The organism is Cognaticolwellia mytili (assembly GCF_002104475.1).
GTDB lineage: Bacteria > Pseudomonadota > Gammaproteobacteria > Enterobacterales > Alteromonadaceae > Cognaticolwellia > Cognaticolwellia mytili.
The window spans coordinates 298,516-315,826 of record NZ_NBOF01000003.1 but is presented as its reverse complement, the minus strand read 5'-3'; the positions used below and the strand labels follow the sequence as shown (position 1 = coordinate 315,826).

Sequence of the window (17,311 nt, the reverse complement as noted above, 5' to 3'; positions counted from 1 at the left end):
TTTATTAATAAACAACGGCTCCAATGCCATTTGCATTGGAGCCGTTTATAATTTTAGTCGATCCCTTAAGTTATACAATTAACTCAGAGATAACTCGAATTCTATTCTGGAATAGTAATCGCTTCTAAATCACCATTACGTGATTGGCTATACAGCACATCACTCTCTACTGTTGGCGTAGCATAAATACCACTACCATCAACATGATGACGAGCAACCATTTCGCCAGTATCTTGATCTAACCAATGTAGATAACCTTCAAAATCACCAACGACAACATAATCACCAAGCACAGCTGGACCCGTAACGCCACGGTTGGTCAGCGACAATTGACTCCATAGCTCTAAACCATTATTACGATCAACAGCATAAACATGACCTTTAACATCGGTTAAAAATATACTATTACCATTAATCGCTATTTCGCGAAAAGATGAATATTGACGTTGCCACAGCAGACGACCTGAACGAAGTTCAACCGCACTTAAATTACCACGAGAAGATACAGTGTAAATATTATCACCGTAAACTAACGGCGTTGAATCAACATCAATAACGCGTTCTAATTCTGTTGAGCCTGTTGCCTCACCAATATCAACGGTCCAGCCCTGGCGGCCTTGTTCAAGCAAGTAAACCGATAACGAACCATCCGCTTCACCAACGATAACACCACCAGCTGAAATAACTGGCGTACTAATACCGCGCAAAGTTAATGCAGGTACATCTTGTTCAATTTGCCATTCATCTTCACCATTTGAAGCATTAAATGCTTTCATAACACCTGAAGCGGTATTGACAACTAACTTGCCAGAGTCGAGTGCTGGTGCAGCAATCACTTCACCTTTGACATTTCCTTGCCACGACAGTGCGCCATTTTCAGCCTCAAGTGCGATAACTTCGCCATTTTCACTACCGAAGAAAACTTTATTAATACCGGCTACTGGACCACCACTAAGCAGTGCTGAGCGCTTATCATCAAAAAAGCCGCGTTCGCTCTCAAGGTCACTTAAATCAGCATTCCAAATACGATCGCCCGAACTTTCATCAAAAGCATAAGCATCACCCTCACGGCTTGCACTAAAAACTTTGCCGTAAGCTACTATTGGTTTAATACGAGAAAAGTAACTGCCAACACCATCACCAACACTAACATCCCATTTAACAACAGGCTCAAAGCGTTCCGTAATTTCAACAAGTTCAGCAATTTTAAGCTCTTCATTTTCATCATCTGTTGATGAACAGGCAGAAATACCGACTGATAATGCACAGATAGCAATTAGTTTTTTATTAAAGCGTATACGATTAAACATACTCATACTCTCTATTTGCTAAGGTTAACTACTTGCGCTAAGTCATCAAACTTCATTTGTAATGCTGGGTTTGTACCTTCGCCTGCACCATCAATTGCTACTTGATATGCATTTCTCGCCAATTCAGTTTTACCTTGTTTGAAATAGATGTCGCCTTTAACTTCTTCTACACCAGCAGAAAATGCTGTTGGTAATGTTACCGATAATGTTGCTAGCGCTTCATCATATTTTTCTAGCTGTAATTGCACTCGTGCCAAACGTACTGTTGCGATAGCTTTAATGCTGTCATCAACCGATTTATCAATAGCCATCGCTAAATATGTTTCTGCTTGTGCCCAATTTTGCTTTTCTGCCGCTTCTTTTGCTAACGCAATTGCGGTTAGCATAGTGTAGCTAGAATCATTATTTTCAGTAATAAAGGCTTTACCCGAAGCCTCAAGTGATGCGTTATCTTTAGCCGCAGCATCAAGCATAACTTGGTATGCTTCAGAGGTATTAACTTCTAATTGCAGCTTATGGTCGTTGTAATAATTAAGACCAATAAAGCCAGCAAAGCCTATCGCTAAACCAGCAATTATAGCATTACCATTGTCTTTCCAAAAACCTTTGATAGCTTCTACTTGTTGTTCTTCTGTTTGATGTATATCCAAAACTAACCCTTAAAGTAAATTTGTTAGAAGGTCTGGCACTTGATCAAGTGGCAAACTTTGTTGTTCTTGTTGTCCACGTAAATATTTAACAGTTACCGTATTTTGAGCAATTTCATCTTCCCCGAGAATCAATGCTATTTGGGCTCCTGATTTATCTGCGCGCTTCATTTGTTTTTTCATATTTCCACCACCACAATGGCACTGGAGTCGAATATCGGTGACTTTATCGCGCCACTGTTCGGCTAAACCGTTCGCGGTAATTTCAACATCATCACCAAGCATAATAACGTAAGCATCAACCTGTGCTCTAACATTATTCACTTTTTCTAAACTTGTTAGCATTAATACTAAACGTTCAATACCTAAGGCAAAGCCAAAACCCGGTGTTGATTTACCACCTAATTGTTCAACTAAGCCATCATAACGCCCACCTGCACAAATAGTGCCCTGTGCGCCTAAGCTTTTCGTTACCCATTCAAAGACGGTGCGATTATAATAATCTAAACCACGTACTAAACGATCATTAATGATGTAGCTAACACCAGCCGCATCCAAGCGTTTGCATACTGAAGCAAAGTGAGCACTCGACTCTTCACCAAAGTAATCTGCTAATTTAGGAGCTCCCATTAACGCGGCTTGCACGTCAGGATTTTTGCTATCTAACACTCTTAAAGGGTTAGTTAGCATACGACGTTTACTATCTTCGTCTAAGAATTCTTCTTTCTCAGTTAAAAATGCGACTAAAGCATCGCGATATTGTGCACGCTCTTCGTTAGAACCTAACGAATTCAGTTCTAGTGTGACAAACTCATTGATGCCAAGTTCCCGCCAAAGTCGAGAAGTTAGCAAAATTATTTCTGCGTCGATGTCTGGCGTTGCAATACCAAAGGCTTCTAAGCCAAATTGGTGGAACTGACGATAGCGTCCTTTTTGTGGACGCTCATGACGAAACATCGGTCCCATATACCACAAGCGTTGCTCTTGGTTATATAGTAAACCATGTTGATTACCCGCACGAACACAACTTGCCGTCCCTTCTGGACGTAAGGTTAAACTATCACCATTTCGGTCATCAAAGGTGTACATTTCCTTTTCAACGATATCAGTTACTTCACCAATGGAACGCTTAAATAAGGCTGTAGACTCTACAATCGGCATACGTATTTCAGCAAAACCATAATTACTAGCTACTCGGCGCAGTACAGTTTCTACCATTTGCCAAATACCGGTGTCAGAAGGCAAACAGTCGTTCATACCTCTAATTGCTTGAATTGCTTTACTCACGTATTTTTTTCCCGCGTTATCAGTTCAATTATTTATTCATTTGCTCGTGCAAAGAATAATTTACTTATTTTTATTATCATCGCGCGCATTATAGGCAGTTTGCTATCAAACGTAAATAACAGTGCAACGGTGAAATTTTTATCGACTATTATTCGACTTCTTTTACATCTATCTTATTACTGGCATCTAATAATTTGGCTTTTGCACGAATGCGTTGCTCAAGTTGATCAACAAGATTGTTGTTATCAAAACGCTCTTTTTGACGAATGCCATCCAGATAATAACCACTTTTTTTACTGCTACCTGTTAAGCCTAAGTCGGACACTATTGCTTCACCTGGGCCGTTAACAATACAGCCGATAATAGAAACATCCATTGGTGTTAAAATATCTTCTATGCGCTCTTCTAATGCATTGATAGTAGAGATCACATCAAACTCTTGGCGTGAACAGCTTGGACAGGCAATTAAATTAATACCGCGGCTACGTAGTTTCAATGATTTTAAAATATCAAAACCAACTTTAATTTCTTCAACAGGGTCTGCGGCTAGTGATACACGTAAAGTATCGCCAATACCTTCAGATAATAATAAACCAAGTCCAACAGAAGATTTTACTGAGCCCGAGCGTAAACCACCCGCTTCAGTAATACCTAAGTGCAATGGATTATCTATTTGCTTGGCGAGTAATCGATATGCGCCAACAGCTAAAAACACATCAGAGGCTTTAACACTGACCTTAAATTCATGAAAGTTAAGGCGATCAAGAATATCAACATGACGCATCGCTGATTCTAGTAACGCTTCAGGTGTCGGCTCAGTGTACTTTTCTTGAATATCTTTTTCTAATGAACCGCCGTTAACACCAATACGAATCGGAATATTATTGTCACGAGCGCACTCCACCACTGAGCGAACACGGTCCTCACGGCCGATATTACCAGGATTGATGCGTAAACAGTCGACGCCATATTCCGCTACTTTTAGCGCAATACGATAATCAAAGTGAATATCAGCAACCAAGGGAATATTTGTTTGGCGTTTTATTTCACGAAACGCCTCAGCGGCATCCATTGTCGGCACACTAACACGAACAATATCGGCACCAACAGCTTCAAGCGCTTTAATTTGCGCCACGGTTGCTACCACATCAGTCGTTAGTGTGTTGGTCATTGATTGCACTGTAATCGGGGCATCACCACCAACAGGAACATTACCGACCATGATTTGGCGAGATTTTCGACGAATAATTGGAGATTCTTTAAACATAATATTTCAATAATCTTACAGTTATAAAATGATATTAATAAGGCTCTATGTGAAGTACTACGGTTTTAGCGGCAGTGAAAACTTCGCTATATTGCCAACATTAAAGCCAGCCATATCAACCGCGACATCATTGTATTCAATTTGTACTAATTCAGGCCTACCGAGGGTAACATTAAAAGGTGCTAGCCCTGAAAATCGCATAACATAACCTGACTTTTTGACACCCCAAGCAACTCGCTCGCCAGTTGCATCATAAATATTCACCCAGCAATCACCTGAAAAAGTAAAAATAAGCTTTGCAAGTACAGCCGTCACGTCTGATTCACCAATATTTTCTTGAGTATTCGAGCTGTTTACTAATGATGTAAGCACAGTAATATTACTATTAATGCCTTCATCATTATTTTCATCCGCCGTTACTTCACCGCTAATAGAGGTATCCAATGTTGTTATTAAAGCTTTTGTATCTAATTCAGCAACTTTCTCATCAGCTACTGGCGGCAACTTATTCGTTATTTGGTTAATTGCGATATCATCAGCACTAATTTCTCTTTCTTGTGTTTCGCTATTGTTCGCACTAACATCATTGACGTTAATCACCTTGCTCGTATTATCTGCGTCACTAATACCATTTACTGACACAGCCATTGGTTGAGTAGAAGGCACTTGATACCACCATACAACTGTTGCGGTAATTAAGGCGATTAAAATCAAGTAGGTGATCCACATTAGCATATTATGCTCAGCTTGCTTTTCCGTTCCTTTTGAAAAACTTTGCATTTCGTCACATTGTCGTTGTGCAACGCCTAATTGATCATAACTATTCAAGATGTCATCTTGTGAAACATTAACTAACTTGGCATAATTTTTTAGATAGCCGCGATTGAATGCTGCGGGTAAAGTCAGATCAAACTTTTCAGTTTCAATACCTTGCACTAAAGTAATACGGAAATTTAATTTATCTGCGACTTGCTGTTGGCTAAGTCCCATAGTTTCACGTGCTTCAATAAGCATGCGACCAGGACCTACTACTTCAATATCATCAGGGATTTCTGTTGATATATCGTTTTCAATTTTCAAGATGTTACTCTCTTGCTTCATCTAATTTTTGCTCTTCTGAATGTACTGATACTGACTTTGGCTCAGCAAGATATAGTACATCACCAATAATTAAAACATACGGACTGCGTAGTTTATTCCAACGTACAATACTTTTCATTAATATATTGTATTGTTTAGAAATTGAAAATAAGTTATCGCCTTTTTTAACGATATGAATAGGTAATGAAGTCGCAAGTATTGACTTACTCTTTTCAACTCTAATATCTTTTACTTCATGAGCAATAGCATTATCACTAATTCTATTAACTGTATTTTTTAGTCTAGTAACTACTGATGGCTCATTTTCTACCTGTGATTTATTTAAGCGTTTGCCTAGCAAATTTTTCGAATGTGTTAATTGCTCTCTCTCAAATGCAAATTTATCCAGTTTACTCTTTTGCTCAGTCGTTAGTCTTACTGAATTCGACAAAATAGGTATTAAACCATTAACAGTTAAATTCGCGCTATTTGTGGCTATCGACTTTTTAGGTGACAAAATCACAACACGCTTCTCCTGTTTGTTACTGTCGCCAGCATTCAGTGACGCTTGGTAAGCCTCCGCTAATTTGTCTGCCTCAATATAATAAAGTTCATTTAAAATGTACTGCTTAGCCTCAGAAGAGTGTGGGAACATTTTCACTAACATGTCGCCATAACTCTTTGCCGCATTTTTATTATCTTGCTTCTGAAAAATTTTAAAAGCTAATGCTAAAGCATTAGCTGTTATTCTTCGAGTCACTTTTTCATAACGATATAGGTAGGTTTGTGCTAATTCATAGTCATTTTTAGCGTACAGCAACTGCATCATTTGTAATAACGAGCTCGCTCTATTAGGGCTATGAGCTATTGCCTTTTCAAGATAATACTTTGCTTTACCATATTGTTCAGCTTTTAATTGGCATAACGCCAAATTTTCATAACTTTGAGCGACCAGAAGATAGCTTGGAATAGCGATAGCCTTTAGTATTTTCTGCTCTGACGCTACATATTGTCCTTGTCGACACAAGAATACACCATAATTATTCAGCGTATCCGCGTCTTCGCCATCAAGTCCTAAGGCTTTCTCATAAGCTTTAATAGCTAAACCGGGTTCTTCAACAGTTTCGTAATAATGGGCAAAGGCACTATATACTTGCACTAAATTAGGCGAGAAATGTTTCGCTTTTTCTAAATTCAATTTAGCTTGCTGAGTATTGCCCATTTTTAAATAGCCTAGACCCAGAGTTATTCTGGTCATGGCTATTTCATCATTACTAGCTTCATTTTCGATTATTGGCGTATTTTTATCGTTACCGTAATTTTGCGTTACACAAGCCGACAGCAAAAGCATCGTCAGTAACACAATAAATATCGGTGATAATAAGTTCATAATAAAAGAGAAGTCACTTAGTTATAATGATTTGTTATCGAATCTAAACTATTTTCACCGAAATTGATTCTGCTTTTAGCTCTTTTTTTCCTGCACGTTTGGTTCTATCTAAAACATCACCCGCTAATTGTCCACATGCGGCATCGATATCATCACCACGAGTACGGCGTGTGATCACAGTCAGACCGTATGTTTGTAGCACTTTATCAAAACGGTCAATACGAGAATTACTCGAACGCTTGTATGGTGAGCCTGGATAAGGATTAAATGGGATCAGGTTAACTTTGCTCGGCAAATCCTTTAAAGCATGTGCCAGCTCATGTGCTTGCTCAGTGCTATCGTTAACATGATCAAGCATGACATATTCAATCGTTGCTTGCTTATTTGCTTTTGAACCATCAATGTAACGAGCTGCTGCAGCTAAAAAGTCTTCCAATGGATATTTTTTATTAATCGGTACCAGTTCATCACGCAACGCATTATTCGGTGCATGGATAGAAATAGCTAAAGCACAATCAACTTTTTCTTTTAGCATATCCAATGCAGGAACAACGCCGGAAGTACTAACCGTTACACGACGTTTAGATAAGCCGTATCCTAAGTCATTTAGCATGGTATCTAATGCTGGAATTAAATTTTTCATATTTAATAAAGGCTCGCCCATACCCATCATGACAATATTCGTTATGGGTCGAGTACCAGCAATACGAGTTGCACCGATATCATTAGCTACACGCCAAACTTGGCCAATAATTTCACTCATTGATAAGTTTCGGTTAAAGCCCTGCTGAGCGGTTGCACAAAATGTACACTCGAGAGCACAACCTACCTGCGAAGAAACACACAAAGTGGCACGACCATTTTCTGGGATCCACACAGTTTCAACTTCCTGGCCACCTTCTAGACGTAAGGCATACTTGATAGTACCGTCTTCTGAAACTTGCTTTTCAGCAATTTCAGGTGCTTTAATTTCAGTATCACGTTGTAATTTTTCACGTAGTTTTTTATTTAAGTTGGTCATCAACTCAAAGTCATCATAGCCAAAGTGATACATCCACTTCATGATTTGATCAGCGCGAAATGGCTTCTCACCAATTGATGCAAAATATTCACGCATACCTTGATGATCAAGGTTCAGTAAATTAACTTTCTTCTTTACTGGGGTTACTACTTCGATTACGTCACTCATGATAAAAAGTTTCTCAACACTACAAAATTACAGAATGAATTGTACGCTTTTTACATAAAGCAAACAATTTAGTGGGTATAAATCATACAAAAGTCAATATTCTCAACAGCATGCCAATGAGTTAAAACATTCACTTTTATATTGCCTTAAAATAGACAAAAGGATTTTACCGTTTAACCAGTAAAATCCTTCAAATTAATTTTTAAACTACATCAAGCGAGTAAATATTTTACTGCGCTATTATGTAAAGTTTAAAATTAACGAGTACGTGGACAAATTTCTTCGTCTGCGAAGAAGTATGCTATTTCACGTGCAGCAGATTCTAAAGCATCAGAGCCGTGAGCAGCATTTTCGTCAATGCTATCAGCAAGATCAGCACGGATAGTACCAGCAAGTGCTTCAGCAGGGTTAGTAGCCCCCATGATTTCACGGTTTTTAAGAACAGCGTTTTCGCCTTCTAAAACTTGAACCATAACAGGACCAGAAGTCATGAACTCAACTAAAGCGCCAAAGAAAGGACGTTCGCTGTGTTCAGCATAGAAACCTTCAGCTTTTTCTTGGCTTAAGTGAATCATTTTTGATGCAACAATTTTTAAACCAGCAGTTTCAAAACGGTTGTAGATTTGACCAATGAAGTTTTTAGCAACTGCGTCTGGTTTTACGATAGAAAAAGTACGTTCGATAGCCATGATAAGCCCTTATATAAATTTTAAATAAAATTGGTGTATAAATTTTGGCGCGATTATAGATGAATTAAAGCCAAATTCCTAGGGCTATCATTTTACTTCGGCCTTAAAGGCAGTTGATCCTCAAGGCAACTTACAGTCTATTCAAATTATGATGTATTCACATGGAAGCTGGATAAACGCAAGAAAGGAGCTTCTGTTAGATACTTTTATTTTTGGCTATTGGCAATCTACATCGCTGCTTAATAAATAATGACAGTGTAATTTGAGGAATTAGATCCTCTAACTATACTCAAATTATGAAAAAAATTAATACTCTCTGCCAATACAACGATCCTCAGGGATATATTTGTCAAGAAGAAAGTAACTGCAGTGGTTATTGTTACTGGCATGACTCCACTATTGATAAAATAGGAGACGAAGTAAAACAAGCACTAGTTGACTATGTAAAAGCAGGAGGTCTAACTCGTGGGATTTCTTTGAAACATGCCGATTTAAGTTATATTGATCTTGTTAATCATAACAACAAAATAGGCTATGACTTTTCCTATGCAGACTTTTACAGAGCAAATTTATTTGGTGCTCACTTGTTTAATATAAAGCTCAATAAAGCCAGCTTAATGAAGGCTGATTTAAAAAATGCAAAGCTCAACTGTGCAAACCTGAAGGGAACCAATTTACTAGGTGCAAAGTGGAAAGGATGTAAAATAGAAAATATTCAAATAGGAAGGAAACTTAGTCAGGAATACAAAGCAAAAAACTTGCTCAAAAAAAACAAACTAGAACAAGCAATTGATTACTTTGAACAAGCAGAAGAAATTTATCGTGATTTAAGAAAGCACTCTGAGCAAGAAGGAATATTTATCCTAGCAGGGAAGTTCATACAAAAAGAACTGACAATGCGCCGTATGCAAATGCCTAAATATAGTATGAAACGCATAACCTCAAAATTGGTTGACCTATTTTGCGGCTATGGAGAGGATCCACTTCGTATTGTAGGAATATCTATATTATTGATATTGTTTTGCGCAATACTATATACCTTTACAGGCTTAAATTATCAGGGAGAGCATCTAGCATATGACCCTATTAAAACACCAATGGATAATTTTAATTTTTTCCTTTCTAGCCTATATTACTCTGTCGTCACATTTACAACTCTAGGTTATGGCGATTTTACTCCTGTAGGAGTATCACGCGCTATTGCCGCTATCGAAGCATTCACCGGTAGCTTTACTATTGCACTTTTCGTTGTTGTTTTTGTGAAAAAAATGACACGCTAAATACCACATATGTCGTGAGTTAATGGAATGTTACGCGAGTAGCTAGGGCTAGATACTCGCCTAACTTTAAGGTTTAAACGCTACTACGACGGTATTTGCGATATTCTGGTTGCCAAAAGTTTCGCTCTATTTTCGCTAATAAACTTTCATCATCAAGTCGCATTGCGTGATTTTGTTCAAAAGCGATTTGCGCGACAGCAAAGGCTATTTTTCGGCTTAAGTTAGCAATTTCTGTCAGTGGTGGTAATAACTCACCTTGTCCGGTATTTGCTAGTGGTGAAGCTTGTGCAAGCGTTTCACTGGCAGCCATTAACATTTCATCGGTCACGCGATTAATATTCGCCGCAACAATACCTAAGCCCAAACCTGGGAAAATATAGCTATTATTACATTGTACAATTGGAAAAGTTTTACCTTGATATTCAACAGGTTTAAATGGACTACCTGTGGCAATAATCACTTCACCTTCAGTCCAATTCACCACTTGCTCGGGTGTTGCTTCCACTTGTTTAATCGGGTTACTTAATGGGAAAACAATCGGCATTGGACAATGTGACTTCATCGCTTTAATCACTTGTTCAGTAAATAAGCCCGGCACACCTGAAACGCCAATAAGAATATCAGGTTGCGCATTATTCATCACATCGAGTAATGTTGCGTATTCACCTGAGATGTCCCAGTTTGCAACAGCAGTGGGTAATTGCACTAGTTTTTGTTGGAAATCACGTAAATCAGCCATACCGTCAGTTAACAAACCAAAACGGTCGACCATAAAAATTTGACTACGTGCTTGTTCTGCAGAAATACCTTCACTGATCATTTGTGCAATAATTTGTTCAGCAATACCACAACCCGCTGAGCCACTACCAACAAAAACAACCTTTTGCTGTGAAAGCGTGGTTTCTTGGTCTAACCGACTGCCTTTGATACGACATGCGGCGAGTAAGGTACCAACAGTTACTGAAGCGGTTCCTTGAATATCATCATTGAAACAACAAATTTCATCACGATACTTAGTAAGCAATGGTGTTGCATTCGGCTGGGCAAAATCTTCAAATTGTAATAACACATGCGGCCATCGACGCTTAACGGCTTGAATAAACATGTCGACAAATTCATTGTATTCTTCTTGATTAATACGTTTATGGCGACGTCCCATATACATAGGGTCGTTCAATAACTTTTCGTTGTTAGTACCAACATCTAACATTACTGGCAGAGTGTACGCTGGGCTAATGCCACCACAAGCGGTGTAAAGTGACAATTTACCAATAGGAATACCCATGCCACCGATACCTTGGTCACCTAGACCCAAAATGCGTTCGCCATCAGTAACTACAATCACTTTTATTTTGTCTTTGGTGGCATTACGTAGAATATCATCCATATTGTGTCTATCTTCATATGAGATAAACAGCCCACGAGAGCTACGATAGATATCTGAAAACTGTTCACAAGCATCACCAACAGTTGGCGTGTAGATGATCGGCATCATCTCAGGTAAATGTGCTTGTACCAATTTAAAGAATAATGTCTCATTATTATCATGAATAGCACGTAAATAAATATGCTTATTTAAGTCAGTTTGGAACTTACTATATTGCATGTAAGCACGTTCAACTTGCTCATCGATAGTTTCATAACGAGGAGGCAATAGTCCCATTAGGTTAAAGTTGGTGCGCTCTTCTTCATCAAAAGCACTACCTTTATTTAACAATGGAGTCTCCAATAAGCTTGGACCTGCATAAGGGATATATAACGGACGTTTTTTATTTCTTATCATAATAATGTTTTATATTAACTATATGGTTACTGAATAATGAAAATTCATAATGGTGATATTGCAAAACAGTATAAGTCAATACAAGCTTACGAAACAGCCAATTAGCTAAATATTAACGAAATACATCAACTTTTTTTCAAATCAATCAGCCTCAGATATCCATGCTAATTGAATAGCTTCTAATACACGTTCACCACAATGCTTGGGATCATCATCAAAGTTTTCTAATGCTATCACCCACTGCATTAATTCTGGAAAGTGCAGTTTCATTGGGTCAACGTCAGGGTGTGCTTCAATTAAATCTAGTGCTAATTCTAATGAGTCTGTCCAACGATAGCCCATAATATCTCCTTAATATTTAAAAGTTTTACTAATGAATAATTAAACCAAACCACATTCCATCAGCGATTAACATTAAGATAAGCCAGAGAATGATCATTCGCGACTTACGACAAAATTGACAGTCGGTATGCCACCATTGTTTGAACGATGATTTATTCACTTAACCTAGCCTTTCTTATCTTGAGTCTTATTTTCAGTATAATGCAAACGCGTTAAACTGTAGACAGTTCACTAAAGGAATACTCATTAATGTCGGAAATAAAATTTACTAATACCGAAAAAACACTATTAATCGATAAATTACAGCGCTACTTTGAGCGTGAATTAGACCAAGAGCTTGGCCAATTTGATGCTGATTTTCTATTAGATTTTTTCACTAAAGAGTTAGGCGCTGTTTATTACAATCGTGGTTTATACGATGCTCAAGCCTTAATGTCAGCTAAAATTGAATTAATCGCTGAACAAATTGTTGAATTAGAAATGGCTGTTTCTTGATTTTACTTGTTTGATTAATTTATTAAAACAATGAGTCGTTACTTGATATACACCAAAGTAATTACTTTAAAATCATTTATGATCAACTCAACATAAAGATTAAAGGTTGTGCAGATGATGCAAATTACCGATTTAAAAAAAGAACAGCAAATAACACCACTTTTTAGACTGGGTTTTCGCCCATTTTTTCTTGCTGGCGCATTATTTAGTGTCATCGCTATCGCATTATGGCTATTGATGTATCGTGGTACGGTCAACTTTATTCCATTAGGTGGTGGGTATTGGTGGCATATTCACGAAATGATTTTTGGCTTTGGTTGCGCAATTATTGCCGGATTTTTATTAACCGCCGTGCAAAACTGGACCGGATTACCTGGCATTAAAGGTAAACTTTTAGCGGCATTGTTTTTACTGTGGTTGTTAGGTCGAGTAAGTTTATTATTACCAAATTTATTTGGGCCTACGCTAAGTACCTTTTTAGATCTAGCTTTCTTACCTTGTGTTGCCTTTATTCTCGCAAAACCAATATTAGCCATTAAACAATATCGTAATTTGTTCTTTGTGCCTTTATTAACACTTTTTACCGTTGCCAATGCTGAAATGCATGCCAGCATTTACTTCCCTGAAACAATAACATTACAGTATGCAGGCTATGCTGGCGTCATGTTAGTTACTTTACTAATTTCAGTGATGGCTGGACGCGTAGTACCTATGTTTACCGCAAACGGCACACAAACAACAAAAGCGGTACCATTGCCTTGGCTAGATAAATTAACCAATGGTTCACTTGCCGTTGTTACTTTATTGCTATTATTACACCCATTGATTGGTATGAACAATTTTTACATTGGCATAATATTAATATTCGCAGGAATATTTCAAGCGATTCGCTGGTTAAGATGGCGCCCATGGATCACATTAGGTGTGCCATTATTGTGGTCGCTACATTTTTCAATTAAAGCGATGGCATTTGGTTTAACCTTATTAGGTTTAAGCTATTTAATTCCAGAAATTCCTAATAACCATGTTTGGCACTTAGTAACGGTTGGTGGTATTGGCGGTGTTATTCTTGCAATGATTTCACGCGTATCTTTAGGTCATACTGGCAGAATGTTACAACCTCCTAAGTTGATGTCATTGGCTTTTGCCTCAATGGTGGTTGCAAGTTTAGTACGTAGTTTCGGTCCTTGGGGCTTTCCAGAAAAAACCTTAATGTTTGTCGATATCAGTGGTTTCTTTTGGATACTAGCATTTGGACTATTCGTTGCCTTTTATGGCCCTATGTTACTAAAACCACGTGAAGATGGCCGTCCAGGTTAATATTCCCACATAAGTAACTTAATCATGCCAACGCCTTAATGAACATTTCATTAAGGCGTTTTACTATTTACCAAAATCACCTCGGATGTAATCGACCAATAGACTTGTTTAAGATAAGCTTATCGCAATTTTTATGATGAGTGCCTGCCATGCAAAGTGTATTTTTAGATTATCAAACATTCAGCACTGATATTGATTTTTCAGCACTTCATCAAGCCGTTGATGAACTGACCCTATATGCAACTACAGCACCTGAACAAATTATTGCACGTTGCCTCAATGCAGAAATAATTTTAACCAATAAGGTCGTATTTAAACGCGAAACATTAGCTTTACTGCCTAATTTAAAATTAATTTGTATTACCGCTACAGGCATCAACAATGTTGATATTGAAGCCGCACGAGAGCTCAACATAGCCGTAACTAATGTCAGTGGTTATGCAAAGAACTCAGTTGCTCAATATGTTTTTGCGCAACTATTGACTTATTACAGTCAAATTGAACATCACAATAGCAATAGTAAACAAGGTTTATGGCAGGAAAGTGCAACCTTTTGCCACCACGGTAATGGCAGTATGGAATTAGCAGGAAAAGCTATTGCCATTATCGGCTATGGCGCGCTTGGTCAAAAGGTTGCTGAAATTGCAAATGCCTTTGATATGCAGGTGTTAATCGCTGAAAGGCCAAATACAACGCAGATACGCCCCGATAGAGTTCCATTCTTACAAGCCATTGAGCAAGCCGATATCATCAGTTTACATTGCCCACAAACCAATGAAACAGAAGGTTTGTTTAATGCTGATATATTGAGCCATATGAAAGCAAGTGCGGTATTGATAAACACCGCAAGAGGCGCGCTAATTAACAATCATGACTTACTCAATGCACTCAATAACAAGCAATTAGGTTGCGTTATTTTAGATGTATTAGAGCAAGAGCCGCCATCAAAAGATCACATTCTTTTGGCCGCACAATCATCAAAATTAAAAATTACCGCCCATATAGCATGGGCAAGCTTGCAAGCACAGCAAGCCTTGTTAAATTTAGTTGCTGATAATATCACAGCATTTAAACAAGGCGAGCGTGTCAATAGAGTTGATTAGTGGCTTATGTTAAGCTGATAACTTTAATGGCATTAAAACCACGAATCTTTAACTTTACCGTAATGAAAGTAGCCCCATTGCCCTACTCTTCGTAATGGTGCAAAAGGAAATTTTGGTAACGCTTTATTGTAAAGAGGTAAATTAGGCACTTGTTGCTCAGCCACCTTCTCAGCTAAACGTTTACCCGCTTGCACTGAAAATGACACGCCACTGCCGCAATAACCCATGCTGTAAAACACCGATTGTTCATCGTTTTGATAAATATGCGGTAGGTCATCAAGTGCCATACAAATCCAACCTGACCATGCATAGCTGTATTTAATATTGGCTAATGCTGGAAAACTTGTTTTCAATACTGAAAGAAGGCGCTGTGCATAATAAGGATCATCAGCACTTTTACCGGTAATTGCCCCGCGACCACCAAATAGAATTCTATTATCCGGCAGTTTTCGGTAGTAATATTTTAGTGCGCGCGTATCCATAACTACGTTAGAGGTTAAAAAGTTGCACGCAGCAAGTTGCTCTTCACTTAAAGGCTCGGTAACAATAATTTGTGAAAGCACAGGTAAAGTTCTGTTAGTGGTTAATTCATGAAAGCCTTTTGGTGTATAACCGTTAGTCGCAATAACCACTTTCTGTGCCCTTACCGTGCCATTTAGTGTTTGTAGCACTTGTTTATTGCCTGAAGTTTTCCAATGACTAACAGGCGAAGCACAATGAACTTTAGCGCCAGCTGCACGAGCCAGTTTTTGGTAGCCCCAAGCTAACTTAAGCGGATTTAAACCAAAGCCATCTTGATAACGAATAGCGCCATAAGCATTGCGATCATCCATATACTGTTGACGAAGATCATTTTGCGATAATATTTCAACATCATAACCAAACATGTTCTGCTGTAATTTTGCCAGCTCAACCAGTTCTTTCAATTTATTAGCTTTATGCGCAACTTTTATATAACCCGCACTTTGTTGGTCGCAATCGATACCCTCACTAATTAGACCATTTACAGTTTCTACGCCCGCAGCCATTTCATCATAAATGCCTCGCATCACTTCCTCGCCCCACTGCTTGGCCATTTGGCTGTAAGACTTGCGACCGGAAGATTTTAAAATGAAGCCAGCATTTCTGCCGCTACAGCCCCATGCAGTTTGGTTAGCTTCAATAACATGCGCTTTTATACCGTGATTTCTAGCTAAATGTAGTGCACACGATAAACCTGTATAACCAGCACCAATAATAGCAACATCGACATCAATATCTTGTGATACTGCACCATCGTGCCCGGGCGGCGTTCCTGAAATATCAGCCCAATAGCTGTCAGGATAGGGTTGGCCACAGCCGGGAGAAACATCGTGTAAAGGATCGTACATTTTCACTTCCAAAATTTGGTAAAAAGGTTATGCTCTTGTTGATTAATAGCATATATTTATCTGCTAAAGTATCTCAGAAAAAACAATTCAATGCTGTAATAGCCCTTGGAAAAATCAACGCTATGAACATAACGCTAAACTATCAAGCTTTAACACCTGAAGACTTCAACGCAGTAATACACTTAGCAACAGAAGTGCATGGCGAAGGCTACCTAGATCAAGCCAGTATGAAAGCGTGGTATGACAAAGGCTTCAAAAATAACATTAACAGTGGTTTTGTGGTTTATCACGATGACAAATTAGTCGGTTTTAGGATCACTTACGCCATTGAACAATGGCAAATTGACGAGTGGTGCTCTCCTGAGTTGTGGCCCGTTGCGGCTGAGAAAGTTTGCTATTTTAAATGCAATACCGTTGATGAAAATTATCGTGGGCATGGTATCGGTGGTGAATTATTAAGGCGCTCAATTGCCGCAGCTAAATTGCAAGGAGCCACTGCTGGTGTTAGTCATTTATGGAAGCAAAGCCCAGGGAACAGTGCGGTAAAATACTTTACTAAATGTGGTGGAATTTTGATAAAAGAACATCCAGACCGCTGGCGAGAACTTAGCTTAGCAGGATACGAATGTCCGGTTTGTCATAATGACTGTCACTGTGAAGCGGCAGAAATGATGGTTGTTTTTGATTAAACTATATTTATTCAAGCACATTTCAATCAAAGTAAGCAGTAATAAAATATAACTGTAAGATATACCCAAA

16 protein-coding genes are annotated in these 17,311 nt (G+C 38.4%); 5 read left to right on the top strand and 11 right to left on the bottom strand.

Annotated features, from left to right (window positions below; translation table 11 throughout):
• Window positions 1–101: 101 nt before the first annotated feature.
• The 8 genes from bamB to ndk all read right to left on the bottom strand — a co-directional run bounded on the left by bamB (window position 102) and on the right by ndk (window position 8,859).
• Window positions 102–1,310 carry an outer membrane protein assembly factor BamB gene (bamB, locus tag B7C41_RS10975; RefSeq protein ID WP_235839694.1) on the bottom strand — a complete coding sequence of 403 codons (1,209 nt, stop codon included), beginning with the start codon at window positions 1,308–1,310 and terminating at the stop codon, window positions 102–104.
• Window positions 1,311–1,321: 11 nt separating this feature from the next.
• Window positions 1,322–1,960 (bottom strand): YfgM family protein, encoded by a 639-nt coding sequence (locus B7C41_RS10970; protein WP_085298967.1) that lies wholly within the window; start codon window positions 1,958–1,960, stop codon window positions 1,322–1,324.
• 9 nt (window positions 1,961–1,969) lie between these two features.
• Window positions 1,970–3,244 carry a histidine--tRNA ligase gene (gene hisS, locus B7C41_RS10965; protein WP_085298966.1) on the bottom strand — a complete coding sequence of 425 codons (1,275 nt, stop codon included), beginning with the start codon at window positions 3,242–3,244 and terminating at the stop codon, window positions 1,970–1,972.
• A 148-nt stretch (window positions 3,245–3,392) separates the two neighbouring features.
• Window positions 3,393–4,511 carry a flavodoxin-dependent (E)-4-hydroxy-3-methylbut-2-enyl-diphosphate synthase gene (gene ispG / locus B7C41_RS10960; RefSeq protein ID WP_085298965.1) on the bottom strand — a complete coding sequence of 373 codons (1,119 nt, stop codon included), beginning with the start codon at window positions 4,509–4,511 and terminating at the stop codon, window positions 3,393–3,395.
• A gap of 57 nt (window positions 4,512–4,568) precedes the next feature.
• A complete protein-coding gene (locus tag B7C41_RS10955; RefSeq protein ID WP_158089119.1) occupies window positions 4,569–5,591 on the bottom strand; it encodes a RodZ domain-containing protein in 1,023 nt (340 codons plus the stop codon).
• Window positions 5,592–5,595: 4 nt separating this feature from the next.
• Window positions 5,596–6,981, bottom strand: coding sequence for a type IV pilus biogenesis/stability protein PilW (gene pilW / locus B7C41_RS10950; RefSeq protein ID WP_085298963.1), 1,386 nt, complete (start codon window positions 6,979–6,981; stop codon window positions 5,596–5,598).
• Window positions 6,982–7,024: 43 nt separating this feature from the next.
• Window positions 7,025–8,170, bottom strand: coding sequence for a bifunctional tRNA (adenosine(37)-C2)-methyltransferase TrmG/ribosomal RNA large subunit methyltransferase RlmN (locus tag B7C41_RS10945; RefSeq protein ID WP_085298962.1), 1,146 nt, complete (start codon window positions 8,168–8,170; stop codon window positions 7,025–7,027).
• 257 nt (window positions 8,171–8,427) lie between these two features.
• Window positions 8,428–8,859, bottom strand: coding sequence for a nucleoside-diphosphate kinase (ndk, locus tag B7C41_RS10940; RefSeq protein WP_085298961.1), 432 nt, complete (start codon window positions 8,857–8,859; stop codon window positions 8,428–8,430).
• Window positions 8,860–9,155: 296 nt separating this feature from the next.
• Between ndk and B7C41_RS10935 the strand changes: the two genes are divergently transcribed.
• A complete protein-coding gene (locus B7C41_RS10935) occupies window positions 9,156–10,139 on the top strand; it encodes an ion channel (RefSeq protein ID WP_085298960.1) in 984 nt (327 codons plus the stop codon).
• 73 nt (window positions 10,140–10,212) lie between these two features.
• On the opposite strand, the gene B7C41_RS10930 is transcribed toward B7C41_RS10935, so the two are convergent.
• Window positions 10,213–11,922 carry an NAD-dependent malic enzyme gene (locus tag B7C41_RS10930; protein WP_085298959.1) on the bottom strand — a complete coding sequence of 570 codons (1,710 nt, stop codon included), beginning with the start codon at window positions 11,920–11,922 and terminating at the stop codon, window positions 10,213–10,215.
• 141 nt (window positions 11,923–12,063) lie between these two features.
• Window positions 12,064–12,264: a Fe-S cluster assembly protein IscX gene (gene iscX / locus B7C41_RS10925; RefSeq protein ID WP_085298958.1), complete on the bottom strand. Its 201-nt coding sequence runs from the start codon at window positions 12,262–12,264 to the stop codon at window positions 12,064–12,066.
• 249 nt (window positions 12,265–12,513) lie between these two features.
• Between iscX and B7C41_RS10920 the strand changes: the two genes are divergently transcribed.
• From B7C41_RS10920 to B7C41_RS10910, 3 genes are all read left to right on the top strand, one after another.
• A complete protein-coding gene (locus B7C41_RS10920) occupies window positions 12,514–12,759 on the top strand; it encodes a DUF2164 domain-containing protein (protein WP_085298957.1) in 246 nt (81 codons plus the stop codon).
• Between the two features lie 114 nt (window positions 12,760–12,873).
• Complete coding sequence (locus B7C41_RS10915; RefSeq protein ID WP_085298956.1) at window positions 12,874–14,079, top strand: NnrS family protein; 1,206 nt, start codon at window positions 12,874–12,876, stop codon at window positions 14,077–14,079.
• 149 nt (window positions 14,080–14,228) lie between these two features.
• On the top strand, window positions 14,229–15,182 hold the full coding sequence (locus tag B7C41_RS10910) for a D-2-hydroxyacid dehydrogenase (protein ID WP_085298955.1): 954 nt from the start codon (window positions 14,229–14,231) through the stop codon (window positions 15,180–15,182).
• Between the two features lie 32 nt (window positions 15,183–15,214).
• Here the strand turns inward: B7C41_RS10910 and B7C41_RS10905 are convergent, their stop codons facing one another.
• Window positions 15,215–16,552: an NAD(P)/FAD-dependent oxidoreductase gene (locus tag B7C41_RS10905; protein WP_085298954.1), complete on the bottom strand. Its 1,338-nt coding sequence runs from the start codon at window positions 16,550–16,552 to the stop codon at window positions 15,215–15,217.
• A 122-nt stretch (window positions 16,553–16,674) separates the two neighbouring features.
• Here B7C41_RS10905 and B7C41_RS10900 point away from each other — a divergent pair, with 122 nt between their 5' ends.
• Window positions 16,675–17,241: a GNAT family N-acetyltransferase gene (locus B7C41_RS10900; RefSeq protein ID WP_085299454.1), complete on the top strand. Its 567-nt coding sequence runs from the start codon at window positions 16,675–16,677 to the stop codon at window positions 17,239–17,241.
• Window positions 17,242–17,311: the final 70 nt, after the last annotated feature.

What these genes read in the sequence shown, in the direction of transcription:
- B7C41_RS10935 (WP_085298960.1), top strand. Translation starts at nt 9,156, where the DNA reads ATGAAAAAAATTAATACTCTCTGCCAATACAACGATCCTCAGGGATAT.
- ispG (WP_085298965.1), bottom strand. Translation starts at nt 4,511, where the DNA reads ATGTTTAAAGAATCTCCAATTATTCGTCGAAAATCTCGCCAAATCATG.
- bamB (WP_235839694.1), bottom strand. Translation starts at nt 1,310, where the DNA reads ATGTTTAATCGTATACGCTTTAATAAAAAACTAATTGCTATCTGTGCA.
- B7C41_RS10910 (WP_085298955.1), top strand. Translation starts at nt 14,229, where the DNA reads ATGCAAAGTGTATTTTTAGATTATCAAACATTCAGCACTGATATTGAT.
- B7C41_RS10920 (WP_085298957.1), top strand. Translation starts at nt 12,514, where the DNA reads ATGTCGGAAATAAAATTTACTAATACCGAAAAAACACTATTAATCGAT.
- iscX (WP_085298958.1), bottom strand. Translation starts at nt 12,264, where the DNA reads ATGGGCTATCGTTGGACAGACTCATTAGAATTAGCACTAGATTTAATT.
- pilW (WP_085298963.1), bottom strand. Translation starts at nt 6,981, where the DNA reads ATGAACTTATTATCACCGATATTTATTGTGTTACTGACGATGCTTTTG.
- ndk (WP_085298961.1), bottom strand. Translation starts at nt 8,859, where the DNA reads ATGGCTATCGAACGTACTTTTTCTATCGTAAAACCAGACGCAGTTGCT.
- B7C41_RS10945 (WP_085298962.1), bottom strand. Translation starts at nt 8,170, where the DNA reads ATGAGTGACGTAATCGAAGTAGTAACCCCAGTAAAGAAGAAAGTTAAT.
- B7C41_RS10915 (WP_085298956.1), top strand. Translation starts at nt 12,874, where the DNA reads ATGATGCAAATTACCGATTTAAAAAAAGAACAGCAAATAACACCACTT.
- B7C41_RS10905 (WP_085298954.1), bottom strand. Translation starts at nt 16,552, where the DNA reads ATGTACGATCCTTTACACGATGTTTCTCCCGGCTGTGGCCAACCCTAT.
- B7C41_RS10900 (WP_085299454.1), top strand. Translation starts at nt 16,675, where the DNA reads ATGAACATAACGCTAAACTATCAAGCTTTAACACCTGAAGACTTCAAC.
- B7C41_RS10930 (WP_085298959.1), bottom strand. Translation starts at nt 11,922, where the DNA reads ATGATAAGAAATAAAAAACGTCCGTTATATATCCCTTATGCAGGTCCA.